We start from the raw sequence: 23,838 nt of genomic DNA on the forward strand, positions 1-23,838 counted from the left end.
AGCGTATGATGGATGCTTTGTGCAATAGCCTTGAGGAACTGCCTAACGTGACTACATCAACGATCCGAACGCCCGCCCGTCCCAACAGGCGGGCTACCGGTCCCGTTGTAAAGTCCACCTTCCGGCCCGAAATCCAGGGCCTCCGCTCCCTCGCTGTCCTCATGGTGGTGAGCTACCACATCTGGATTGGGCGGGTGTCAGGCGGGGTAGATGTCTTCCTGCTGATCTCGGCATTCCTCATGACTCTTCAGTTCACCAGCCGCTTCAAACAGCGGCGCCCGATGGACTTGCTGCGGCACTGGCTGCACTTGTTCAGGCGCCTCCTCCCGGCAGTCGTGGTTGTACTCTTCGGAACATTGGCTGCTACTTTTGCTTTCCTGCCTCCCACCCGCTGGGTAGAAGTGGTCAATCAGGCTTGGGCCTCACTCTTCTACTACGAGAATTGGCTCCTGCAGACTCTTGCGGTCAACTACTACGCAACGGACCACAGCCTGGCCAGTCCAGTGCAGCACTTCTGGTCGCTTTCCATCCAGGGCCAGATATTCATTCTCTGGCCGGTGATCTTCGCCGTGATGGCGGTCATCTGCCGCAAATTCGATCTCCGGTACCGGGCTTCGCTCGCGTACGTTTTTGCGCTCATCTTCGTCGTTTCCCTGACGTACTCCATCATCTTTACGGCCAACAACCAGGCGGTGGCGTACTTCGACACCTTCGCCCGCCTGTGGGAGTTTGCCCTCGGAACCCTTGTTGCCTTGATTTTGCCTGCCTTGGACTTTTCCAAACCTGTCCGCGTGGCGATGGGGTGGATCGGCGTGGCCGCCATGCTCAGTTGCGGCATCCTGCTGCAGGTCCAGACGGCGTTCCCGGGCTTTGTTGCACTCTGGCCTACCCTGGCTGCCGTTGCGGTGATTGCAGCGGGACAGACCGGTAGCCGCTTCGGCGTGGATCGGATCCTGAGCTCCAGATTCCTTGTTCGGCTGGGCGACAATTCCTATGCCCTCTATCTCTGGCACTGGCCCATCCTGGTGATCGCGTTGGCTTGGAGCGGCAAGGATCATGCGGGTTGGCTTTCCGGCACGGCGATTGTGGCGTTGGCACTGGTCCTGGCGTTCCTGACCACGAAGTATGTGGAGAAGCCATTCCGGGAGTGGAAGTGGCCCGAGGTGAAGCGTCGCCGGGCAGCCATCTCGATCGCGGTGTGCCTTGCCGTGGCGTGCACGCCGTTGCTCGGTTTCCAGTACAAGCAGTACCTGGACCAGAAGGCCGCTGACACGCAGGCATTCAACGACAACCCGGGAGCACATGCCCTCCTGCCCGGGTACGTGGACCAGGTCAGCCCTGACGCCAAAACGCTTCCTACCGCAGAGCAGCTACCTGAGGACTGGGCACATCTGGGTGGGACGTGCGAGGGAGCGTCCCAGCCGGAAGACAAGACCCTGCAGGAGAACTGCCAGCAAAACGGCGTGGGCGATGACGCCACCAAGAGCATCATTGTCTTGGGTGATTCCCATGCCCAGCAGTGGCTGGCCGCGCTCGGTCCCCTCGCTGAGGCTGAGCACTGGAAGGTCACGGCCCTCCTTTTGGGCGGATGCCCGTTCATGCCGGAGAACCCCGACGCTGACCAGCACTGCAATGATTTCAACTCGGCGGCTTTCAAGTATGTGGCAGCGCACACCCCGGATTCCGTGTTCATGGTGGGCACCAAGGCTGCCCCGTCATCACCGGATGAGGAGTTGGTGTACGGCTTTGAACAGTCGGTCACCAACTTCAACGACCTCGGCATCCAGGTGGTGGCCATCCGTGACAACCCCCGCTATGACCACAACGTCACCGAGTGTGCCCTGTCCAAGGGCGTGGACAGCCCTGACTGCAAATCCGACCAGCATGACGTCCTGGCAGCGGAGAGCCCTTTCGCGGCCGTGCAGGGAAAGTTTGGAAATGCCGCGTTCCTGGATATGACGGATCTCCTCTGCAATGGTGTCCAGTGCCCCAGCGTCGTAGGAAATGTGTTCGTCTACCTGGACGATAACCACTTGTCCAAGACCTACGTCACCAGCATGGGTGAGATGTTCGATGAAAGGTGGTTTGCCGCAACGGGGTGGGAGCGATGAGCGACAACGTGAAAACAACTGCACCTTTGGGTGGCAACCCCACCACAGCGAGGCCCACGACGGCGGAACGCACCTTTCGTCCCGAGGTCCAGGGCCTGCGGGCCTTGGCTGTGTTGATGGTGGCGGCTTATCACATTTGGCTGGGCCGGGTGTCCGGTGGTGTCGACGTCTTTTTGCTCATCTCGGCTTTCCTGCTGACCCTGTCCTTTACGCGGAAGCTCGAAAACCACAAGCCCCTGAGGCTCCTGCAGCACTGGCTCCACGTGTTCAAGCGGCTGCTGCCCGCCGTCGTCGTTGTCTTGTTGGCGGTTCTGACCGCAACGTGGGCCTTTGTCCCGCAGAGCCGGTGGCCGGATGTGCTCGCGGAGGCGTGGGCCTCCCTGTTGTACCGGCAGAACTGGCAGCTTGCGGATTCTGCCGTTGATTATTATGCCCAGGACCACTCCGGGGCCAGTCCCCTTCAACACTTTTGGTCCCTGTCCGTCCAAGGCCAGGTCTTCATTCTGTGGCCGCTCATTTTCGGCGTCGTAGCCCTGCTGCAGCCGCAACTGGCAAAGCTGTTCCCAGGCCGAAGGGTCATGGAACACCGGCAGTTGCTGTTCATGGCGTTCGGCCTGGTTTTTGTGGCCTCGTTGGTGTATTCCATCGACCAGACGGCGAACAACCAGGCCTATGCGTATTTCGATACCCGGACAAGGCTGTGGGAATTTGCGCTGGGTTCCCTGCTGGCGCTTGCTCTCCCGTACCTCAAACCGGGACGGCGGCTCCGGGTATTCCTGGGTTGGGCAGGGCTGGCCGCCATGCTCTCGTGTGGCTTGATCCTGACTGTCGACCGTTCCTTCCCGGGATTCGTGGCCCTCTGGCCCACGCTCGCCGCCGCGGCCGTTATCGTCGCCGGCCAGAGCAACAGCCGCTTTGGTGCGGACCGCGTACTCAGCTCAAAGCCCCTGGTCGTGGTGGGCAACAATTCCTATGCCTTGTACTTGTGGCACTGGCCTGTCCTGGTGTTCTTCCTGCTCGTCACGGAGACCACAAGTCCCAACCTCCTGCAGGGCCTGGGCATCATGGCGGTATCCATGATGTTGGCCGTTGCCACCACACGGTATGTCGAGGTGCCCATGCGCCGCTGGCAGTGGCCGGACGCACGGTCCTGGCGGGCCGCCGTCGTCGTTGTTTCCTGCGGTGCGCTGCTGGCGCTTCCGATGACCGCCTGGCAGGGTGCCATCGCCGCCGAAAGTGTGGCGATTGCGGACCAGCCCAAGGAACTGACGCCCGGTGCCGCAGCGCTGTCGCCTGGGTTCGCGGGCCAACCGACGCCCGAGGCAATGATCATTCCCGCACCCGCCGCCATGAACGATGAATGGGCGGACATCGATGGCCTGTGTACTGGCGCGAACGTCCCGTCAGATCCGTTGCTGCAGGGTTGCCTCCAGAACAACGAACCGGCAGTGGTGACCAAGAGGATCGTGGTCCTGGGCGATTCCCATGCCCAGCAGTACATGGCCGCCCTGGGACCCATCGCCAAGGAGCATGGTTGGGAAGTGGTCACTCTGCTGAAGGGGAACTGCCGGTTCGGTGCGGACTCTCCTGAACGCACCAGCGAATGCAACGACTTCAACAAGGCAAGTGCCGCCTACGTCATGGAACACAAACCCGATGCAGTGTTCACTGTGGCGTCACTAACTCATGTCACGGCCCCTTTCGAGACCGAAGTGCCCGGCTATTTGGAAGGCATCAAGCCCTTCACGGATGCCGGAATCGACGTCGTCGGCGTGCGCGACAACCCGCGGTTCAGCATCAACATGCCCGAGTGCGTGCAGAAGAAGGGCCCCGATTCGCCTGACTGCAACCCTCCCTTGGAGGATTCCCTGGCTGCGTCCTCGCCCTTGGACGATTACGTGGGCAAGGTGGATCGGTTGTACCTGATGGACATGAGCGACTTCATCTGTGAAAAGGGCACGTGTCCGGCAGTGGTTGGGAATGTGTACGTCTACAAGGACGACAACCATCTCACCAAGACCTATGTACAGAGCATGATTCCCATGTTCGAGGAGCGGCTCCTCGCCGCGACGGGCTGGTCTGAGCGCTAGCCTCGCCATCCGCAGGAGCATGCAACGCACGACGCCGGCCTGCCGCCAGTGCCGTTGCTCACACTCAGCCGTCGCGGAATATGGCGATCGCCGCGGAGGTTCTACTATTTATTCAATACCCGAAGCACCTTTGCCTTGCAGTACCTCATGCACAGGCCAGTACTTTATGCACAGGCCAGTCCCGTAATGACGGGCTGGTCATCAGTTGCAACCCCTACCAGTTATAGCCCCCGGAACCCAGGTAAGAGGCCGCACTCATGACCCAGCCCGAACACGATCCCTTTGGCTTCGTAGGCCTGACCTACGACGACGTCCTGCTCCTGCCCGGGCACACCGACGTCATCCCCTCGGACGCGGACACGTCCTCCCGCATTTCCAAGCGGATTACGGTGCAGACGCCGTTGCTGTCTGCTGCCATGGACACCGTCACGGAGTCCCGTATGGCCATCGCGATGGCCCGTCAGGGTGGCCTGGGCGTAGTGCACCGCAACCTGTCCATCGATGACCAGGCTGAGCACGTTGACCGCGTCAAGCGCAGCGAGTCCGGCATGATCACCAACCCGCTGACCATTGGCCCGCAGGCTACGTTGCAGGAACTGGACGAGCTGTGCTCCCGCTACCGCGTCTCCGGCCTTCCCGTGGTGGACACGGACGGGCGCCTGCTGGGCATCGTGACCAACCGCGACACCCGGTTCATTCCCGAATCTGAATTCCCGCTGCGCAGCGTCAGCGATGCCATGACCAAGATGCCGCTCATCACCGGCCATGTGGGCATCAGCCGCGAGGAAGCCTCGCACAAGCTGGCCACCAACAAGATTGAGAAGCTCCCTCTCGTTGACGAGCAGGGCCGCCTCAAGGGCCTCATCACCACCAAGGACTTCACCAAGGCAGAGCAGTACCCGCTGGCCACCAAGGACGACGAAGGCCGCCTGCGCGTAGGTGCCGCCATCGGCTTCTTCGGTGATGGCTGGGAGCGCGCCATGAAGCTCATCGACGCCGGTGTGGACGCCCTGTTCGTGGATACGGCCAATGGCCACTCCCAAGGTGTGCTGGACATGATCCGTCGCCTGAAGTCGGATCCGATTGCTGCGCACGTGGACATCATTGGCGGCCAGGCTGCCACCCGCGAAGGTGCCCAGGCACTGATCGACGCCGGTGCCGACGGCATCAAGGTAGGCGTTGGTCCGGGCTCCATCTGCACCACCCGTGTTGTTGCCGGTGTCGGCGTTCCCCAGATCACGGCCATCTACGAATCCGCGAAGGCTGCCATTCCGGCGGGCGTGCCGCTGATTGCCGACGGCGGCCTCCAGTACTCGGGTGACATCGGCAAGGCGCTGGTCGCCGGTGCCGACACCGTCATGCTCGGCTCACTGCTGGCTGGTTGTGAAGAGTCTCCCGGCGAGCTTATCTTCGTCAACGGCAAGCAGTTCAAGAGCTACCGCGGCATGGGCTCCCTGGGCGCCATGCAGTCGCGTGGAAAGAACACGTCCTACTCCAAGGACCGCTATTTCCAGGCCGACGTTTCCGGCGATGACAAGCTCATCCCGGAAGGCATCGAAGGCCGCGTCGCGTTCCGTGGTCCGCTGGCATCCGTGGCCTACCAGCTGGTGGGCGGCCTCCGCCAGACCATGTTCTACACCGGCGCCCCCACCATTGCCGAGCTCAAGGCACGCGGCAAGTTCGTCCGGATTACGCCTGCCGGCCTGAAGGAATCGCACCCGCACGATATCCAGATGACCGTAGAGGCGCCGAACTACGGTTCCCGCTAACCATCATCAGTTCCTCCCGGCTGTTCCCTGTGGATCCTTCCATGGGGAACAGCTGTTTAAGGGCCGCAACGGAAATGTCCGTGGGTAGGAATAGGCTGGGGACATGTCCGAAAAGCCCGCACAACCGCGGCACCCGGAGTCAGTCCGGCTGAATTCAGGCACAGCGCCCCGCAAGCTTGCCCTCCGGCCGTACGCACGCGCCGTCGGGCAGGTCCTGAAGGTCAGTTTCAAGGCATCACCTGTTGCAGTCATCATGAAAGTGGCCGGGTCCTTGATTTCGGCCACGCTGCCGCTGGTCACCACCTACTTCGCCGCGTTGACCACCACCGCGTTGGCCGCCGGTTACGCGGGAGATCCCGACGCCGGTCCGCGGGCGGTACTGTACGTCATCATAACTGCGGCGCTGGGGCTGTTCTGGGGCGCCTTCAGCAGCGTGGACCGGTACATCCAGCAGCTGATGAGCTTCAAAGTGGGGGCAATCGTTGGCGACATGATGTATGAGCGCTTTCTGGCGCTGGAGTTCTGGCGCTATGACGACAAAGAAACGGTGGACCTCTACGATCGCGCCAAGCGGTTCTCCGATTCCTACGCCCGGGTCCTGGACAGGATCGCGGCCATCTTTACGCAGTTGGTTTCAGTCATCCTGGCAGTCGGTGCGCTGTTGTTGGTCAGTTGGTGGATCGCCGTCATTGTCCTCATTGCAATCGTCCCGAGCGTCTACCTGCAGTTCAAGCTCTCAAGAGAGCAAATAGCCCACTGGAATACCCAGGTGGATTCCCGGCGGCAACGGCGCATGATCGAGACGAACCTCCTGCGTCCCCAGCACATTGCCGAGATGCGGCTTTACGGGATCGTGGGCTATCTGATGGACCTGCGGTCCCGGCTTCGGGACGCTGACGAGCGCAGGCGGCTGGACTTCCAGAAGCGCTACATCCCCAAGCAACTCGCAGCGGACGCGCTGCAGTATGGTGCCGAAGTTGTGTCCTTGATCTGGGTGGTGGGACAAATCATCGCCAGGGCGCAGCCGGTAGGGCAGTTCCTCTACATCCAGCAGATCGTCAGCCGGGCTCTATCCACCGCCAACAACCTGGTCTCCTCACTGAGTTCCATCGACGAAGACCTTGCCAACCTCAAAGACTACGAGCTTTTCATGGCGCTTCCTGTGCCCAGCGGCCACGAGCCTCCCCTGGTGAAGTCGCCTTCCGTAGTGGAAATGCGGGACATTCGATTCAGCTATACGGGGAGTGACATTGAGGTTATCAAGGGCATATCCCTGACCATCAGGGCGGGCCAGCACATTGCCATAGTTGGTGAGAACGGCGCAGGAAAGTCCACGCTGATCCGGATCCTGGCTGGCCTGTACCGGCCGGACTCAGGCCAAGTACTGCTCGACGGCGTCGATCTCACCGGTATCGACGTGACCAGTTGGCACCGGCACCTCGCGGTCCTTAGCCAGGAGTTCCTGAAGTATGAATTCGCAACCGCGGCGGAGAACATCTACCTGGGCGATGTCGATCAACCGCGGGACGAGCAACGGATCCGAAGGGCAGCATCGGACGCCGAGGCCATGGAGTTCATCAACAAACTGCCCAATGGCCTGGAAAACCATGTGAGCAATTGGATGGAGGATCCCCGCGGACGCAAGGGGAGTGGCCTCTCCGGCGGGCAATGGCAGCGACTGGCCATGGCCCGGAACTTCTACCGGGATGCCTCCTTCATGGTCATGGACGAACCAACGTCGGCCATTGATGCTTTGGCTGAGCACCGGATCTTCACACGCCTTTTCGCGGACCGGAACAGCACCATCATTGCCATCAGCCACCGGCTGGCCACCATCGAAAAGGCGGACGTTGTGTACATGCTCGAGGACGGTCGCATTGCCGAACAGGGGACCCACAAGGAGCTTGTGGCGTTGAGGGGCCGCTACTTCCGGATGTTCGAATCCCAGCTCACAGTGGAAGAGACCAGCCAGAACACCCCGTAGGAGCAAGTTGGAACAAAACGGTGGCTTGGTCTTGGTGGGATAAACTCGAGCAGTGACTTATGAGATTGAGATTGGCCGTGGCAAGCGTGGGCGTCGTGCCTACTCCCTGGATGACATCGCGATCGTTCCGAATCGTCGGACGCGTGACCCGAAGGACGTCTCTGTCTCCTGGCAGATCGACGCCTATAAGTTCGATATGCCGGTGATTGCCGCCCCCATGGACTCTGTGATGTCGCCGGACACGGCCATTGCCTTGGGCCGTTTGGGTGGTCTTGGCGTCCTGGACCTTGAAGGCCTCTGGACCCGGTACGAAAACCCACAGAAGGTGCTCGACGAGATCGCCGGCCTGGCCAATGAAACCAGCAGCCCGGCCGTCACCCGCCGGATGCAGGACCTGTACCAGGCGCCCATCCAGCCAGAGCTCATCAGCTCCCGCCTCGCCGAGATCCGCGCCGCAGGCGTCACGGTGGCCGGTTCCTTGACCCCGCAGCGGACACAGGAACACTACAAGACCGTGGTGGCCGCCGGCGTCGATATTTTCGTCATTCGTGGAACCACCGTCTCCGCGGAGCACGTGTCCAAGAATCATGAGCCGCTGAACCTTAAGCAGTTCATCTACGAACTCGATGTCCCTGTGATCGTTGGTGGAGCGGCTGGTTACACACCGGCCCTGCACCTCATGCGCACGGGTGCCGCCGGCGTCCTCGTTGGCTTCGGTGGGGGTGCTACCACCACCACCCGCCGTGCGCTGGGCATTCATTCACCCATGGCATCGGCTATCTCAGATGTCACTGCGGCCCGCCGTGACTACATGGATGAGTCCGGTGGGCGTTATGTCCATGTCATTGCCGACGGCGGCATGGGCAGGTCGGGCGACATCGTCAAGGCCATCGCGATGGGAGCGGATGCAGTAATGCTGGGCAGCGCCCTGGCACGCGCCGAAGAAGCTCCGGGCCGCGGCTGGCACTGGGGTCCGGAGGCGCACCACCTCGAATCGCCCCGCGGCGACCGCGTCAACGTTGGCACGGTCGGATCCCTGGAGGAAGTCCTCTTCGGGCCGGGGCACCACACCGATGGCACGTCCAACCTCATTGGCGCACTGCGCCGGTCCATGGCGACCACAGGATATTCCGACCTCAAGGAGTTCCAGCGCGTGGACGTCGTAGTATCCCCTTACGCGGGCAACTAAGACTTCTGCCAATCGGGACTTCTGCCAATCGGACCGGGCAACAAGTAGGGTAGGGGACTACCAGCTGTTGCGTTTGAGGAGGGGTCCGATGAGCAATGTCGCAGGCGGTCCGCAAGTGAATTCTCCGGGAGCATTAAGCCCGGAATCCCGTGCCGCGTCCATTGAAGTCCTGAAAGCCACTGCCGAAGCCGGCAAACAGCTGGACATCCTGATTGTCGGCGGAGGCGTGGTGGGGGCTGGAGCAGCCCTGGATGCGGTGACGCGGGGCCTTACGGTCGGCATCGTCGAGGCGCGGGACTGGGCCTCAGGGACATCCTCGCGCTCGTCCAAGCTCATCCATGGTGGCCTCCGGTACCTTGAAATGCTTGATTTCGGACTGGTCCAGGAGGCCCTGCAGGAACGCGGGTTGCTGATCCAGCAGATCGCACCCCACCTGGTCCGCCCTGTCCCTTTCCTCTATCCGCTGACCCGGAGGTTCTGGGAACGCCCCTATGTGGGCGCGGGCATCATGCTTTACGACACTCTGGGCCTCACGTCCGGGCACAGCCGCGGGGTTCCGATGCACAAGCATCTCTTCAGGCGCGGCACCCTGAGGGCGGCTCCGAGCCTGAAAGACGATGCTTTCGTTGGTTCCATCCGCTACTACGATGCCCAGGTGGATGACGCCCGTTTGGTGGTCAACGTTGTCCGGACCGCAGCGCATTATGGTGCCCACGCTGTGAACAGGGTGCGTGTGGTGGACTTCCTCCGGGAAGGCGAACGCGTGGTGGGCGCCAAGCTTGAAAACCAGGAAGACGGGAGCGTCTTCGAGGTGCGTGCCAAGCAGGTAGTCAATGCCACGGGAGTCTGGACGGACGAAACCCAAGCCATGGTTACGGACCGCGGACAGCTCAAAGTCAGGGCATCCAAGGGCATCCACCTGGTGGTGCCGCGGGACAGGTTCCAGTCCACCGTTGGGCTGATACTTCGCACGGAGAAGTCAGTGCTCTTCGTGATCCCCTGGGGCCGCCACTGGATCATCGGGACTACGGACACGGATTGGAAACTGGACAAGGCGCACCCGGCCGCGTCCAGCAAGGACATTGACTACGTCCTGGAGCACGTCAACAAGGTCCTGAAGCGGCCCCTCACCCGTGAGGACGTGGAAGGCGTTTACGCCGGACTCCGCCCGCTTCTCGCAGGCGAAAACGACTCCACCGCCAAACTCTCCCGCGAACATGTCGTGGCTCATCCGGTGCCTGGCCTGGTAGTGGTGGCCGGGGGCAAGTTCACCACTTACCGTGTCATGGCCAAAGATGCCGTTGACGAGGCCACGCGGGCCATGGATGAACGCGTTCCCTCCAGCTGCACGGAAACGATCCCGTTGCTCGGTGCCGAGGGGTTCAAAGCCGCTTGGAACCGCCGCGCGCGTTCCGCGGAAGAAGCCGGCGTCCACGTTGCGCGCGTGGAACACCTGCTCAACCGCTACGGGTCCATGGCCTCGGAAGTGCTGGATCTCATCGCTGGGCAACCCGAACTCCGGGAGCCGCTTCCCGGGGCCGACGATTACCTCGCCGCGGAGGTGGTCTACGCCACCACCCATGAGGGTGCCCGTCATGTTCACGACGTTTTGACGCGCCGCACCCGGATCTCGATCGAAGCGTGGGACCGGGGTGTGTCAGCAGTGCCTGTAGTGGCTAAGCTGATGGGAGAAATCCTTGGCTGGAGCGACACACAGCGGGAAAGCGAAATCAAGCACTATCTGGCCCGGGTGGAAGCTGAACGGCTTAGCCAGCAACAACCCGACGACGAATCAGCTGACGCCGCGCGCATGGGAGTCGATGACATCGTTCCCCTTCGCTGAGCAACACAGGACCTGCGGCCGGGAGGCCACACTGGAGGGAACACAACTTGGCTGAACCACTTGACCGGTATGACGCGGAACTGACTACGCCGGACACCGTCATCCTGGAACTTGTTGCCGAGGACAAAATCGACGCAGCGGCTCAACTCGCGGAACGGCTTCACGCGGCTGGCCGGATTTCCAACCTCCAGGGCTTCCTGGAGCAGGTCCATTCCAGGGAACACCAACTGGCTACCGGGCTTCCCGGTGGCATTGGACTGCCACATGCGCGGAGTGAATTCGTAGACCGGATCTCCATCGCCGTGGGCGTCACAAAGTTCGGCCATGCCCTGGATTTTGGTGCTGCCGATGGCCCCGCCACGCTGATCCTCCTCATTGCCACGCCGGCCAGTTCCTTCTCGGATCATTTGGAAGTCCTGGCTACTTTGGCGCGTTCGCTCTCCAAAGAGTCATTCCGGGAGTCCCTGCGCCGGGCACACGATACCGAGGTTATTTCCGAACTCATCAACTCCAGCCTGGTGTTCTTCGACCATTGAGAACAGGCGCCCACGGACCAGTTCCAGGGCTAAGGTCCCTACCGCTCGTTTCGTTGTTCTACAGCCGGACGAAGTACGGTTAAGGCGTGTTGAAAACCGCGCTGAAACCCCGCTGGATCGCAGGACTCGTCTTTGCGCTTCTCCTGTCCGCGGTGTTTGTGCTGCTCAGCCAGTGGCAGCTCAGCAGGTCCACCCAACACGAAGCTCCCGTTTCGTCCAGCATTGAAGATGTCAAGCCCTTGGTGGACGTCCTGCAGCCGGGGCAGTTTTTCCCCGGTTCTGCTTCGGACCAGATGGTCAGCGCCACCGGATCTTACGATCCTGCCAAGCAGGTCCTGGTTGAGGGCCGCCTGTACAACGGCCAGAAGGGATTCTGGATTGTCTCGGCTTTCGCGGTGGACAATGCTCCCAAACTGAGCGGTGTGGCAGCCTCGCCCAACACCTGGATTCCAGTAGCACGGGGATGGGTGGCCGATGCCGCCCAGGCCGGTCCGCCGCCGTCGGGCACCATCACGCTGACCGGCCGCCTGCTGCCCTCTGAAGCGCCGGTGCCAAACGTCGACGCCGGTCCAGGCCGGGCGTCCGCAGTGGCAGTTGCCGAACTTATCAACATCTGGGACGTCTCCAGCTACCAGGGTTTCATTGCCGCGACGTCCGAAGCAGTTGGCGGTGTTCCCGTCGCCGCGGACCAAGCGGTGAAGGCACTCAACATCCCAGCACAGCCGCCCGCCCAACAGATCAACTGGCTAAACCTGTTCTATTCCGTTGAGTGGGTGGTCTTCGCAGGATTCGCGCTGTACATCTGGTGGCGCATGGTGGCAGACGACTATCGTCGCGACCTCGAAGACGACGAGTTCGACGCAAACGACGACGGATTCGACGATGGATTCGACGATGACAGAGACCACCCCAATGAACCGTCAAGCCCTGAACCCCAGCAACCTGGGCCAGAACAAAAGGTGCAGTAATGATTGAGCCCAAGCCGGCCATCCAGCCCGAGCAGTCCGGACCCAAGCCGAAGAAGCGCAGGTTTGGCGGAACGGAAGCCCAAATCCGTTCGGCACTGAAGTTCTACAAGGTCATGGCCTACCTGACCGGTGCCATGCTCCTGCTGCTCTGCGCTGAGCTGATTGCCCGTTACGGTTTCGGTGTATCGCTCTTTGCCGGTGGCACGGACGCCATCACGGGTAAGCCCTTTGGCTTCGGATTCGCCGAGTCTGAGCCCAAGGGCGTGATCGGTGGCTTCAATATCTCCACCACCGTATTGATCGTCCACGGCTGGATGTACGTGGTCTATCTGGTGTCCAACTTCCGCTTGTGGTCGCTCATGCGGTGGCCGTTCTCCAAGCTGGTCCTGCTGGCGTTGGGTGGTGTCGTACCGCTGATGTCGTTCATCGTGGAGAAGAAGTTCCACGCACAGGTTGAAGCGGAACTGGCAGCCAACCCCCAGGCGTCAAAGCGCTACTAGCCGCGGCAGCTCCAGCCACCGGGGCGTTAGGGTGTGAGATGCCTAACGACGAGCCCGTAATTGACCTCTTCGGGCCGCTGTCAACGTGCACGGGGGCCGCCCGGCAAAGTAGTCTTGGTTGGTGACTACTCCCACCGCACCCCAGACTTCCCAGAAGCCGGTGCTGGTTGTTGACTACGGTGCCCAGTACGCGCAGCTGATTGCACGCCGCGTCCGCGAAGCGAATGTGTATTCGGAAATTGTTCCGCATACCTTCACCACCGAGCAGCTTCTGGCCAAAAACCCGGCAGCCATCATCCTTTCCGGCGGACCTTCCAGCGTCTACGCAGAAGGTGCTCCGCGTGTTGGAGCGGACCTGTTTGAAGCCGGGGTGCCGGTTTTTGGTATCTGCTACGGCTTCCAGGCCATGGCCAACGCACTGGGCGGCAAGGTAGCCCAGACGGGCCTCCGGGAGTACGGCGCCACCGAAGCACTGGTGGTTGGCGATGCCCGCTCGATCCTTGATGGCGTGCCATCTTCACAGAACACCTGGATGAGCCACGGCGACTCCGTCCATGAAGCTCCCGAGGGCTTCGAAGTGCTGGCCACCACGGCTGGCGCGCCGGTAGCCGCCTTCGCCAACGAGGAAAAGCGCCTCTACGGTGTGCAGTGGCACCCGGAGGTCAAGCACTCCGTGCACGGCCAGCACGTCCTGGAGAACTTCCTGTTCAAGGGCGCTGGCCTGAGCCCCAACTGGACCACAGGAAATATCCTCGAAGAGCAGGTGGAACGTATCCGCCAGCAGATCGGCGATTCCAAGGTCATCTGCGGTCTTTCCGGTGGTGTGGATTCTGCTGTAGCCGCAGCCCTGGTCCAGAGGGCCGTTGGAGACCAGCTGACATGTGTCTTCGTGGATCACGGTCTCCTTCGCGAAGGCGAAGCAGAACAGGTTGAACGCGACTTCGTCGCTGCCACGGGCGTCAATCTGTATGTTGCCAACGAGCAAGAGCGCTTCCAGTCTGCATTGGCCGGAGTCAGCGATCCCGAGACCAAGCGCAAGATCATTGGCCGGGAATTCATCCGTGCCTTCGAAGAAGCGGAGCGGGCCATCATCGCCCAGGCAGCAGCCGAGGGCGAGAAGATCAAGTTCCTGGTCCAGGGCACTCTGTACCCGGACGTCGTCGAGTCCGGCGGCGGCGAGGGCGCCGCGAACATCAAGAGCCACCACAACGTGGGTGGGCTTCCCGAGGACCTGCAGTTCGAACTGGTCGAGCCGCTGCGCGCCCTGTTCAAGGACGAAGTCCGCGCGGTCGGCGCCCAACTTGGCCTGCCTCAGGAAATCGTTGGCCGCCAGCCGTTCCCCGGCCCTGGCCTCGGTATCCGCATCGTCGGTGAAGTAACCAAGGAGCGCCTTGACCTGCTTCGCAAGGCTGACGCGATTGCCCGTGCCGAGCTGACCGCTGCCGGCCTGGACAACGATGTGTGGCAGATGCCGGTGGTTCTGCTGGCTGACGTACGCAGCGTCGGCGTCCAGGGCGATGGCCGCACCTACGGCCACCCGATCGTTCTCCGTCCGGTATCGTCCGAGGACGCAATGACGGCCGACTGGTCGCGTTTGCCGTACGACCTCCTGGCCCGCATCTCCAACCGCATTACCAACGAAGTGGATGGAGTTAACCGCGTGGTGCTGGACGTCACCAGCAAGCCGCCGGGAACCATCGAGTGGGAATAGCATTTTGAGTGGCCGGCCTCCCTTGGGAGGCCGGCCACTGTTCTTTCAGCTGTGAAATGACGGCGAATTTCGCATTGCCACAGTGTTGCGGAGCGGGCTGAAGGAGTATTCCCGCTACCCTCGAAAGTATGCCGGTATGGTCCAAGGCGTCTAAAGCTAGTACAGAAAAGAAGGCAGCAGTTGTGTCATTAGGTCAAGGCCAGGAAGAGGGCTCCGAAGAGCTCCGGAAATGGCTGTCCGGACTTAAGCCCGTTACAGGGGCGGACACGATGCTGCGTTTCGTGAAGACCCCCGAAGGCGCCATCGATCTCAGCAACGCACATCCCTCGGGACTCGCACAGCTGCTGGCGGGGCGTAGAACGAGGTTGTCCACGCTTATCCGAGACAGGCAGCAATACCTGGTGGCGGCACGGGCTGCGCGCAACATCCGGTCCAAGATTTTTGAGCTCAGCAATGATCGCGGCATCGAGGCGGGGTACCTCTCTGCGGGCACGGTGGTGTGGACTTCGGCCGTAGGTGGCAAACCCCAGCGGGTTTCGGCCCCTGTCATGCTGACCTCCATTGTCCTGACCGTTCGCCCGGGCGAGGACGATTTCGAGCTGCAGCTCACCGAGCAGGCACGCATGAACCCGGCTTTGGTGCGCCACCTGAAGACCGTCCACGGCATCGTCTTCGACGTCAATGCAGTTGCCCGCATGGCCTACAACACTGCCAGGCTGGACCCCCAGCCGGTCCTGGATCGCCTGGCCACCCTGGTTCAGCCGATTCACGGCGCCGAGGTTGAATTCAACTTGCTCGTGACCACTTTGGCTGATCTTTCGGGAAACCTGGACGATCCGTGGATCAACATGAACAATCCCACCGTGGCGGCCCTGGCAACTGCCGCCAATGGTGGCGACATCGAGCCCGAACCCATTAAAGCGGGGCGGTTCCCAAGCCTGGATGAACGTGATCCGGCGGACGAGCTCCTCCTGCTCGACGCGGACACTGACCAGCAGTACGTGGTGGACGCTGTTCGCGCAGGAGATTCGCTTGTTGTCAGCACCCCTCCAGGGAGCGGCCAGACGCAGACAGCCATCAATGCCATTGGCGCATTGGTCAGCGAAGGCAAATCCGTCCTCGTGGTGGGGGACCGGCAGTCCAGCCTGGCGGGACTTTCTGCGCACCTGGAAGCGCTGGGCCTGGATTCGATGTTGTTCCGTCCGGGCAACGGCACCACACCACAGCAGCTAAAGGGCCAGTTGGTCCCGGCCATCATGCGCAATGAAAAGGCACTGGAACCGCAGCTTGGGAACCTCCATCAGACGCTGGTCGGACACCGGCATGCCCTGATGGACCATGTCGCGTCGCTTCACAACGTCCGCGAACGCTGGGGCTGCTCGCCGTACCAGGCCATGCAATCGTTGGCCGAATTGACGTCCATCCACCCGGCGCCGTCCACCACGGTGCGCCTCAAGCGCAGTGTGCTGGATAACATCAAGGACCGTGAAGAACTGGCTGGCCGCTTGCGTCGCGCTGCCGAGCTGGGCAGCTTTAGCCGGGCTTCCACCTCCAGCCCCTGGTATGGTGCACGCCTCGTAACCCGCAAGGAGACAGAAGAGGCCCAACAGCTTGCCCGAATCGCCGAGGAGAAACTTCCCGTCCTGCGCGATCGCATGAAGCAGCTTTCGGATCACGCCGAGATCCGTTTGGCGGACACCTTCACGGAGTGGGGCGCTCAGCTTGAATTGCTGATTGCCGTGCGCGAAAGCCTGGACAAGTTCACTCCGGATATCTTCGATCGCCCGGTGCATGACCTCATCTCTGCAACTGCAAGCTCTGCGTGGCGACGCGAGCGCAACCTGGAGATGCCTTCAATGCAGCGTTCGAGGCTGCGGCGGGTGGCAAAAGAGTATGTGCGGCCCGGTGTTCACATCGCGGACCTTCACAGCTCCCTGGTCCTCGTCCAGGAGCAGCGTGCCCTGTGGGCAGGGTACGCCACCACCCAGCGCCACCCGGCCGTGCCGTCCGGACTCGCGGACCTCGGGTCCTTGTATCGCGAACTGGATGGCGAGCTTCGCCGCCTTGGTGAGGCACTCAAGCACACCTCTGCCGGTGGTTCGCTGCACCAGACACCGTACCTGGAACTGATGGAGCGGCTGGAACGGCTGGTAGCGGATACTGCCACGCTCGAAACGCTCCCGGAGCGCACGCTGCTCATTGAGGAGATGCGCGAGCACGGCCTCGGCGAACTGCTCGCTGACCTTGCTGCCCGTGAAGTGCCTGCCGCTTCGGTGGCGGCCGAGCTGGACCTCGCCTGGTGGCAGTCTGCTTTGGAAGCAATGATCAGTGGTGACGACTACCTCGCCATGTCCGACGGCGACTCGCTCCGCCGCCTGGAAGCTGAGTACCGCCTTGCGGACCAAGCCCACATTGCCAGTGGTGCTGCGCGTTTGCGGTGGCAGTTGGCCCGGAAGTGGAGCGAGGGGATAGTTGAGCACCCCCGGCAGGCTGAGTTGCTTCGGGCCCTGCTCAAGGATGGTCGGGTTACGCTGCCGGCTCTGAGTGCCCAGGCTCCCGACCTCGTACCAATGCTTGTTCCGGTGTGGTCTGTAAGTCCCTACCTGTTGACGGGGGTTCTTCCCGCGGAGCAGAAGTTTGACGCGGTGATCGTCATCGACGCTGAATCGACCTCGCTCCAGGCCGTCCTTCCGGCGATTGCGCGAGCCCGGCAAGTCATAGCCTTCGGTGATGCGAAGATTGCGAATGCCCGCACCTTCAGCGTGGCCGTGGAACCTCCAGTGGCGGGAGTGGCAAGCCACGAGACCGTGGACAGTGCGTTCAAGGCCCTGGCACGCGTCCTGCCCACCTGGCAGCTGAACTGGGTCTACCGGGCGGTCGATGAGGACCTCATCCTGCAGTTGAGCAAGAACTACTACGACGGCGGCCTCCGGCGTTTGCCCGATGGCAGTTCGGTGACGGGCCTGGATCGTTCGATCCTGGTGGAGTACATCCCCGATGGAACCGGACTCCCGGGCGCCGACCATGAGGGCGTTGAGTCCGTTACGGCGGAGGTCAACCGGGTAGTGGACCTTGTCTTCGAGCACGCCAGGCTTCGGCCACGGACTTCCCTGGCTGTGGTCACGGCCAGCCTGCGCCATGCTGCGCGGATTGGCGAGGCAATCAGGCTTCAATTGCCCAACCACCCCTTGTTGTCCGCCTTCTTCGGTGCTGGCCCCGAGTCCTTCCGCGTAGTTGACCTTGAGCGAGCCCAAGGCCTGGTGCGTGACCATGTCATTTTCTCCCTCGGCTACGGCCGGACACCCCATGGCCGCGCCTTGCACTCGTTCGGACCGCTGTCCACGGAGGGCGGACGAAACCGCTTTGCCTTGGCTATGACCCGCGCCCGCCGTTCCATGCACGTCCTGAGCTGCTTCCGCCCGGAAGATCTGGATCTGGATCGACTGGCGCACGGGGCTGTGGACTTTTACGAACTGCTGGACCGTGAACTGTCGGGGAACAGCAACCTTGGAACTCCTGCCTCGCGCGCCGTTGCCAGCGAACAGGCTCTGGGGGAGGACCCCTTGGTTGCCGATCTCGGCGAGAGGTTGCGGGCCAGGGGTGCCCGCGTCTGGCACCTCTATGACGGTGTCCTGGACATTGCCGCCGCTGCCGATCCCGTCCACACCATTGGACGGGAGGGTGCCGAGATTCCCACCCCGGTGGCAATCGAGTCCGACGGCACGGAACGCTACCGGCGCATGAGCGTCCGCGAACGCAGCCGTCTGAGGCCCCAGCTGCTGGAACGCATGGGCTGGCGTTACATGTCCCTGTGGACCATCGAAGTGTTCACGGATCCCTCGTCCTGCGCGGATCGAATCGGATCCTATTTGGGACTTGAAAACCATGTTCCCCAGGCCGTACCCCCAGCGGAGCATGGCTTCCTGGATATGGATGTTGAACAATTGAATCTGGACAATGCGGCTTCCTCGTACGCAAGCTCCTCCTACAGCAGTTCCCCGCACAGCAGTTCCTCCGCAAGCAGTTCCTCCTACAGCCGGGCCTCGCATCGGCAAAGCCCGGGAGGCGCCCAGGCATCGGTGGAATCCCAGCTGCCCGGGCAGGCAGGTGTGGACAATCGCAGGGGGCCAGGTGGCGAACCGGGCAACGCAGAAGCCAGCACTCCAACCCCCAGTGATCCAGAGGATGGGACTGAAGCACCAGTGAAAGAACAGGGAACCGGCAACGAAAGCGGCTCTGACGAACAGACCGCAGCCGTAAGCGCCGAAAACGCTGAAGAGTCCGCGGAGACAAAGACTCCTGCGGCGAAGCAAGCCTCCGGTGGCATCTTGCCCACCAAGGCCGCTGAAGACGACCCCCGCCGTTGGGGCGACGAAGGCAACTATGACCATGAGCAGTGGTTGAAAGAGCAGAAGCCACCGCATTGGGGCTGATTGCGTCATCGAATCCAGGCCCGGCAATAGAGATCGACCAAACGCTGGGATTGACCGAACCTAGGGATTGACCAAAACAAAGAAAAGCTTGCCTTGCGTTGATGCGCCGGCAAGCTTTTCTGCTTGTGGAGGATTTGCAGCCACTACCACCAACCCGTCTGTGTCGCTGGTTCCCAGCCATTGGCCGGGTTTACCCCCTTGGGCAGATGTCCATAGGACAGGGACGGAGGCGGCAAGGACTTCAGTTTGCCGGGATTCGTCATATGTCCCGGCGGCGGTAAGTACTACATTCACCAGCTGTCCCGGGGACAGCAGCTGGATGGATGAAGGGTCAGCCATTCGAAGGGGGACCGCAGCTGAGCCTACGGGTGCCCCTGTGAGAAGTCCCGGCCCCAGAAGATTGGATTCAGTGGGAATCTGCCCTTTGGCCAAAGGCGAGGCGAGCTGGCGGCCCACCAGTGAAACGTGATCCAGGAGGGCTCCGGAAATTGCGAGGTCCGGCGGCACACCAACATTGGTGAAGTCTGACTCGGTGAGGTTGGTGCCTGCTGCGAGGTCGTGGGCAGCGACGAGAATGCTGACGCGCTGCTCAGAGGCAGGGGTTAGCTGTTGGACAGTAATGCCTGTGGCGAGGCAGAGCAGCAGTGCAACTGTCAGCCGACGGTTCCGGGTTACCCAGAACTTGAGGCTCTGCCTGCGGCCCAGCCTGATCTGGCGATGTGGCCCCTGCTTCCGGAGGAGGAAATGGCCAGCCGTGGTTGTGGGCTTGTTCCGGGGGCCATCACGGCCCCGGACAGGGGGACTGGGGCGTTCGCGGCGGGGGACTGGGGAAGTGGTTGTCTTTAGTGGCATGACGCCACGTTAGCCACCGGGCCCGGCCACCCAACAGCGGCCGGGTGCCCTATGTGGAAAAGTGCTGGCTAACTGGCAGCGGCTGCGGCCGCCGGTGCAGGCGTGGCAGCAGGGGCCGGAGTCGCCGGGGAGGAGGGCGCGGCGGAGACGGTGCTGCCCTTGGCATCGCGCGAATCCGTGCGGTAGAAGCCCGAGCCCTTGAAGACAACGCCGACGCTGTTGAACTTCTTGCGGAGCGCGCCCTGGCATTCAGGGCACTCCGTCAGGGAGCTGTCAGAAAAGGACTGGACGATGTCAAAGGCATGGTCACAGTCTTTGCAGGCGTATGCGTATGTGGGCACTGAGTTCCTCCTTCAGGACAAAGTTCAGGTCCTGCGGAGCCATGGCGGAGAATCTCCGCATTAGCAGTCGCAGGGCCTGAGTGCCAATTCTATCATCCGCATCCGGCTCGTTCGCTATCTCCCAACTGCATATAAATGCGGGACTTCACGTATGGGTCAATCGAGATCACTCCCGCGGCCAAGCGTGATGATTCCTGAGGGCGTCAGCACCTCCGGCACCGGCCGGTCAAAAGGCTCTGCGGGGATAGCTCCCGAAGGCAACACATCGTCGTCGTACACCACTGCAATGGTGGGTGGCCGCCCGCCGGAATTGTCCAGGCCTTGGAGGAGCCGGTCGTAGTAGCCGCCACCCTGTCCGATGCGGTTGCCATCCCGGTCGACGGCCGTGGCGGGCATGAAGATGCCCGCAACAGAGCTCACCACAGCACTGTCCAAACGTTCGCCTTCGGGTTCGTCGATGGGTGCGTAGTCGGACCGGACGAAGGCTGTCTCCGGCGTCCAGTACACCCAGCTCAACTGGCGGCCGGCCTCGCAGACAGGAAGCAGGACCTGGTGGCCGGCGTTGTGGAGCCCTGCGATCAAGGGCATGGTTGGGGGCTCGTGGGAGACGCCCACGTAGATGGCGAAGGTCGTGGGCGATCCGGCCGAAATTTTCCGGGCCCAGGCCAAGCCGTGCCGTGCAATTGATTCGCCGGCCTGGGCTACAAGCTCCTTGGTGAGGCTGCGCCTGTACAGGCGTCGGCTGCTGCGGATGTCTTCCTTGGATGCCATTTTTGTCCGATCATGAGATTCCCGCGGGCCACCGTGGTGTGCCTAAAGCAGCAAATCCGCTCCAGTTCAGGGGCTGTTTCTGCGTCTTGCCACGGCGGGGGTTTACCCGTTGATGTATTCCTTCCGTTACATTAGTCCGGTGACTCTCGATAACAATGCTGTCCGTAAGGCCGTCATCCCCGCAGCGGGTCTTGGTACCAGGTTCCTCCCCGCCACAAAGGCGATGCCGAAGGAAATGCTGCCCGTGGTTGACAAGCCAGCCATCCAGTACGTCGTCGAAGAAGCGGTGAAGGTTGGCCTGCACGACGTCCTGATGATCACCGGGCGCAGCAAGCGCGCCCTGGAAGATCACTTTGACCGTGTGCCGGCGTTGGAAGCAACGCTGGCAGAGAAGGGCGATACTGCCAAGCTTGAAGCCATCCAGTCCGCCACCAACCTGGGTGACATCCACTATGTCCGCCAGGGCGATCCCAACGGTCTCGGCCATGCAGTCCTTCGTGCAAAGCAGCACGTCGGGCATGAGCCTTTTGCGGTCTTGCTGGGCGATGACCTCATCGATCCCCGTGAGGACCTGCTGAGCGAAATGATCGCTGTCCAGCAAAAAACCGGCGGTTCCGTTGTTGCCCTCATTGAAGTTGAGCCTTCCAAGATCAGCGCCTATGGTTGCGCCGACGTCGAGGATAGCGATGAGGACGGCTACGTCCGCATCAAGCAGCTCGTTGAAAAGCCGTCCCCCGAGGAAGCTCCATCCAACCTTGCGGTGATCGGCCGTTACGTTCTCCATCCGGCAGTGTTTGACGTCCTGGAAAACACCGCTCCCGGACGTGGCGGAGAGATCCAGCTGACGGATGCCCTTGAAGTTCTGGCTGCCGGGGAAGGCGAAGGCTACGGCGTTTATGGCGTTGTCTTCCGTGGACGCCGCTATGACACCGGTGACAAGTTGAGCTACTTGAAAGCCTGCATCGAGTTGGCATGCGAACGCGATGACCTGGGCCCCGAGCTCCGCGAGTGGCTGCCCACCTTCACTGCCGGTCTTCCCAAATAACACCGGTGTACGGCTCTGCGATCTGGCCGGTAACGCTGGAAAGCGGAGCCTTGGTGCTCCGGCCAATCCGTTACCGCGACAAGCGGGAGTGGTCTGAAGTCCGTTCGCGGAACAGTGAATGGCTTGCACCTTGGGAGGCGTCCAATCCCGCACCGGGTGGGCGCCTGCCCAGTTACCGTCAAATGGTGGCATCCCTGAATGCGCAAGCCCGGCAGGCCACGGCTTTGCCCTTCCTCATCACGGAGCGCACCGAGGGTTTCCGTGATCCTCAAATTGTGGGGCAGTTGACGGTCTCATCCATCGTGTGGGGTTCGGCAATGATGGCGACCCTTGGCTACTGGGTTGATAAGGAACGCGCCGGGCACGGTATCGCTCCAACTGCAGTTGCGATGGCTACGGACCACTGCTTCCGGACCCTTGGCCTGCACAGGATGGAAATCAATATCCGGCCTGAGAACGCGCCAAGTCTTCGGGTGGTGGAAAAACTCGGATTCAGGGACGAGGGCTACCGGCTGAGATACTTGCACATCAATGGCGAGTGGGCGGATCACCGGTCTTTCGCGCTTACGTCGGAGGAAGTTCCGCAGGGACTCCTTGACTGGTGGCTCAGGGGAAGAACGGGCAGGTCATAGGCCCTTTTGAGCCGTATCTCCATTCATTTGCGGACTCGCCGGCGACACACCGACCGCAATGCCGCCGCCCCTGATGATTTGCTTCTACGGTTTTGAATGTGGACTTCCCTCTCAGCAGCTCAGTGATACTCGTGGTCACTGTCGCGCTTTGGATGGTATGGGTCGCTCCTTACGTTCTTCGGAACAGACGGCAGCAGGTCCAGGCGGCCGCTGTTTCAGCAGAGGCATTTGACGACGAACCAGACGAAACGCAGGCAGGGGTGGTACTGACTTTGGCACCCCGGCAGGAGAAACCGATGGAGACCATGCACAGCAAAGCACCGGCGTCGCCCCAGGAATCCCGCGTGGCTGAGTCGTCTGCCAGGCAGCCACCCACAACTCCCTTTACGATCCGTTATGCCCGGCTCACTCTGGCCTTGGCCGGCCTTGCTTTATTGCTGACTGCCATTGTTTCGGGCGTGCTGCGGCTGTTCGGTACGGGTACTGTCTGGCTGCCGTTGGTGTCGTTCGCGGGTTCGGTACTTGCCGTGGTGACTTTGCGGCGGCTCGCCCTCCGGGATCTCCGCGAACGCCGGGCGCGTCGGGCTGCGCCGGTGGTGCCCATCCAGACACCCGCGCGGTACCTGCCTAAGGAACCGCCTGTCGAAGCCAAGGAAACACGGGTTTTCGACGCCGAGGCCGGAAAGTCCGAGGCCGCACGTCTCTCTGCCGTGGAACTACGCCAGGCTGCCCTGGCTGTTGCCTTGGCAGCTGGGGACAAGTCAGCTGGTGACAAGTCCGACGGCAACAACTCTGTTGGCGACAAGTCCGCTGGTTCCGAAGATGCCAGCTGGGAACCGGTTGAGGTTCCCAAGCCCACTTACGTTGGTGCCGCCAAGGCGCCGCGCCCCGCTCCGGAGCCCCTGGATCTTCCTGAAGCTCCCAAGCCTGTGGGCAAGCCGGTGCTAAAGCAAAGTGTTGAGCAGACGGAGGCCGCAGCAGTTGCGCAGGTGCGTACTGCATCGAAGGGACAGAGTGCCCTGAGCAATCTGGACGATGTCCTGCAGCGTCGCCGCGCATAGCC

General features: G+C 61.9%; 17 protein-coding genes. 14 read left to right on the forward strand and 3 right to left on the reverse strand.

What is annotated here, in order from left to right; translation table 11 throughout:
• Nucleotides 1-8: 8 nt before the first annotated feature.
• The 11 genes from AC6I97_RS09065 (at nucleotide 9) to AC6I97_RS09115 (ending at nucleotide 19,134) form a co-directional block, all read left to right on the forward strand.
• Entirely contained in the window at nucleotides 9-2,111 is a 2,103-nt protein-coding gene (locus AC6I97_RS09065) for an acyltransferase family protein (RefSeq protein WP_497946999.1), read from the forward strand.
• Complete coding sequence (locus tag AC6I97_RS09070) at nucleotides 2,108-4,201, forward strand: acyltransferase family protein (RefSeq protein ID WP_497944721.1); 2,094 nt, start codon at nucleotides 2,108-2,110, stop codon at nucleotides 4,199-4,201. Before AC6I97_RS09065 ends, AC6I97_RS09070 begins: the two co-directional genes overlap by 4 nt.
• Before the next feature lie 257 nt (nucleotides 4,202-4,458).
• Nucleotides 4,459-5,970, forward strand: a complete 1,512-nt coding sequence (gene guaB / locus AC6I97_RS09075) for an IMP dehydrogenase (RefSeq protein ID WP_223933862.1) — start codon at nucleotides 4,459-4,461, stop codon at nucleotides 5,968-5,970.
• A gap of 103 nt (nucleotides 5,971-6,073) precedes the next feature.
• Complete coding sequence (locus AC6I97_RS09080) at nucleotides 6,074-7,954, forward strand: ABC transporter ATP-binding protein (protein ID WP_309925892.1); 1,881 nt, start codon at nucleotides 6,074-6,076, stop codon at nucleotides 7,952-7,954.
• A gap of 52 nt (nucleotides 7,955-8,006) precedes the next feature.
• Nucleotides 8,007-9,143 carry a GuaB3 family IMP dehydrogenase-related protein gene (locus AC6I97_RS09085; RefSeq protein ID WP_224088261.1) on the forward strand — a complete coding sequence of 379 codons (1,137 nt, stop codon included), beginning with the start codon at nucleotides 8,007-8,009 and terminating at the stop codon, nucleotides 9,141-9,143.
• Between the two features lie 88 nt (nucleotides 9,144-9,231).
• The gene (locus AC6I97_RS09090) at nucleotides 9,232-10,986 is read left to right on the forward strand and encodes a glycerol-3-phosphate dehydrogenase/oxidase (protein ID WP_309925894.1); all 1,755 of its coding nucleotides are present in this window, start codon (nucleotides 9,232-9,234) and stop codon (nucleotides 10,984-10,986) included.
• Between the two features lie 47 nt (nucleotides 10,987-11,033).
• Nucleotides 11,034-11,522 carry a PTS sugar transporter subunit IIA gene (locus tag AC6I97_RS09095; RefSeq protein WP_224164951.1) on the forward strand — a complete coding sequence of 163 codons (489 nt, stop codon included), beginning with the start codon at nucleotides 11,034-11,036 and terminating at the stop codon, nucleotides 11,520-11,522.
• An 86-nt stretch (nucleotides 11,523-11,608) separates the two neighbouring features.
• A complete protein-coding gene (locus tag AC6I97_RS09100; protein ID WP_497944722.1) occupies nucleotides 11,609-12,490 on the forward strand; it encodes an SURF1 family protein in 882 nt (293 codons plus the stop codon).
• Nucleotides 12,490-12,990, forward strand: a complete 501-nt coding sequence (locus AC6I97_RS09105) for a DUF3817 domain-containing protein (RefSeq protein WP_224164947.1) — start codon at nucleotides 12,490-12,492, stop codon at nucleotides 12,988-12,990. Before AC6I97_RS09100 ends, AC6I97_RS09105 begins: the two co-directional genes overlap by 1 nt.
• A gap of 121 nt (nucleotides 12,991-13,111) precedes the next feature.
• On the forward strand, nucleotides 13,112-14,701 hold the full coding sequence (gene guaA, locus AC6I97_RS09110; RefSeq protein ID WP_224088257.1) for a glutamine-hydrolyzing GMP synthase: 1,590 nt from the start codon (nucleotides 13,112-13,114) through the stop codon (nucleotides 14,699-14,701).
• Between the two features lie 128 nt (nucleotides 14,702-14,829).
• Nucleotides 14,830-19,134 carry an AAA family ATPase gene (locus AC6I97_RS09115; protein WP_497944723.1) on the forward strand — a complete coding sequence of 1,435 codons (4,305 nt, stop codon included), beginning with the start codon at nucleotides 14,830-14,832 and terminating at the stop codon, nucleotides 19,132-19,134.
• 60 nt (nucleotides 19,135-19,194) lie between these two features.
• Here the strand turns inward: AC6I97_RS09115 and cpaB are convergent, their stop codons facing one another.
• The 3 genes from cpaB to AC6I97_RS09130 form a co-directional block, all read right to left on the reverse strand.
• On the reverse strand, nucleotides 19,195-19,986 hold the full coding sequence (gene cpaB, locus AC6I97_RS09120) for a Flp pilus assembly protein CpaB (RefSeq protein WP_497944724.1): 792 nt from the start codon (nucleotides 19,984-19,986) through the stop codon (nucleotides 19,195-19,197).
• 68 nt (nucleotides 19,987-20,054) lie between these two features.
• Entirely contained in the window at nucleotides 20,055-20,327 is a 273-nt protein-coding gene (locus AC6I97_RS09125; RefSeq protein WP_309925907.1) for an FmdB family zinc ribbon protein, read from the reverse strand.
• A gap of 156 nt (nucleotides 20,328-20,483) precedes the next feature.
• On the reverse strand, nucleotides 20,484-21,098 hold the full coding sequence (locus tag AC6I97_RS09130; protein ID WP_309925909.1) for a 5-formyltetrahydrofolate cyclo-ligase: 615 nt from the start codon (nucleotides 21,096-21,098) through the stop codon (nucleotides 20,484-20,486).
• A 112-nt stretch (nucleotides 21,099-21,210) separates the two neighbouring features.
• Between AC6I97_RS09130 and galU the strand changes: the two genes are divergently transcribed.
• The 3 genes from galU (at nucleotide 21,211) to AC6I97_RS09145 (ending at nucleotide 23,836) form a co-directional block, all read left to right on the forward strand.
• On the forward strand, nucleotides 21,211-22,143 hold the full coding sequence (gene galU / locus AC6I97_RS09135; protein ID WP_396133430.1) for a UTP--glucose-1-phosphate uridylyltransferase GalU: 933 nt from the start codon (nucleotides 21,211-21,213) through the stop codon (nucleotides 22,141-22,143).
• Between the two features lie 5 nt (nucleotides 22,144-22,148).
• The gene (locus AC6I97_RS09140) at nucleotides 22,149-22,775 is read left to right on the forward strand and encodes a GNAT family N-acetyltransferase (protein WP_224088250.1); all 627 of its coding nucleotides are present in this window, start codon (nucleotides 22,149-22,151) and stop codon (nucleotides 22,773-22,775) included.
• A 131-nt stretch (nucleotides 22,776-22,906) separates the two neighbouring features.
• Nucleotides 22,907-23,836, forward strand: coding sequence for a hypothetical protein (locus tag AC6I97_RS09145; protein WP_497947000.1), 930 nt, complete (start codon nucleotides 22,907-22,909; stop codon nucleotides 23,834-23,836).
• Nucleotides 23,837-23,838 lie beyond the last annotated feature (2 nt).

This window comes from Arthrobacter sp. TmtSoilC48 (genome assembly GCF_059739425.1).

Bases quoted from the DNA above. Each gene is read 5' to 3' on its own strand.
- AC6I97_RS09065 (WP_497946999.1), top strand. From the start codon at position 9: ATGGATGCTTTGTGCAATAGCCTTGAGGAACTGCCTAACGTGACTACA.
- AC6I97_RS09070 (WP_497944721.1), top strand. From the start codon at position 2,108: ATGAGCGACAACGTGAAAACAACTGCACCTTTGGGTGGCAACCCCACC.
- guaB (WP_223933862.1), top strand. From the start codon at position 4,459: ATGACCCAGCCCGAACACGATCCCTTTGGCTTCGTAGGCCTGACCTAC.
- AC6I97_RS09080 (WP_309925892.1), top strand. From the start codon at position 6,074: ATGTCCGAAAAGCCCGCACAACCGCGGCACCCGGAGTCAGTCCGGCTG.
- AC6I97_RS09090 (WP_309925894.1), top strand. From the start codon at position 9,232: ATGAGCAATGTCGCAGGCGGTCCGCAAGTGAATTCTCCGGGAGCATTA.
- AC6I97_RS09105 (WP_224164947.1), top strand. From the start codon at position 12,490: ATGATTGAGCCCAAGCCGGCCATCCAGCCCGAGCAGTCCGGACCCAAG.
- AC6I97_RS09115 (WP_497944723.1), top strand. From the start codon at position 14,830: ATGCCGGTATGGTCCAAGGCGTCTAAAGCTAGTACAGAAAAGAAGGCA.
- cpaB (WP_497944724.1), bottom strand. From the start codon at position 19,986: ATGCCACTAAAGACAACCACTTCCCCAGTCCCCCGCCGCGAACGCCCC.
- AC6I97_RS09130 (WP_309925909.1), bottom strand. From the start codon at position 21,098: ATGGCATCCAAGGAAGACATCCGCAGCAGCCGACGCCTGTACAGGCGC.
- galU (WP_396133430.1), top strand. From the start codon at position 21,211: ATGTATTCCTTCCGTTACATTAGTCCGGTGACTCTCGATAACAATGCT.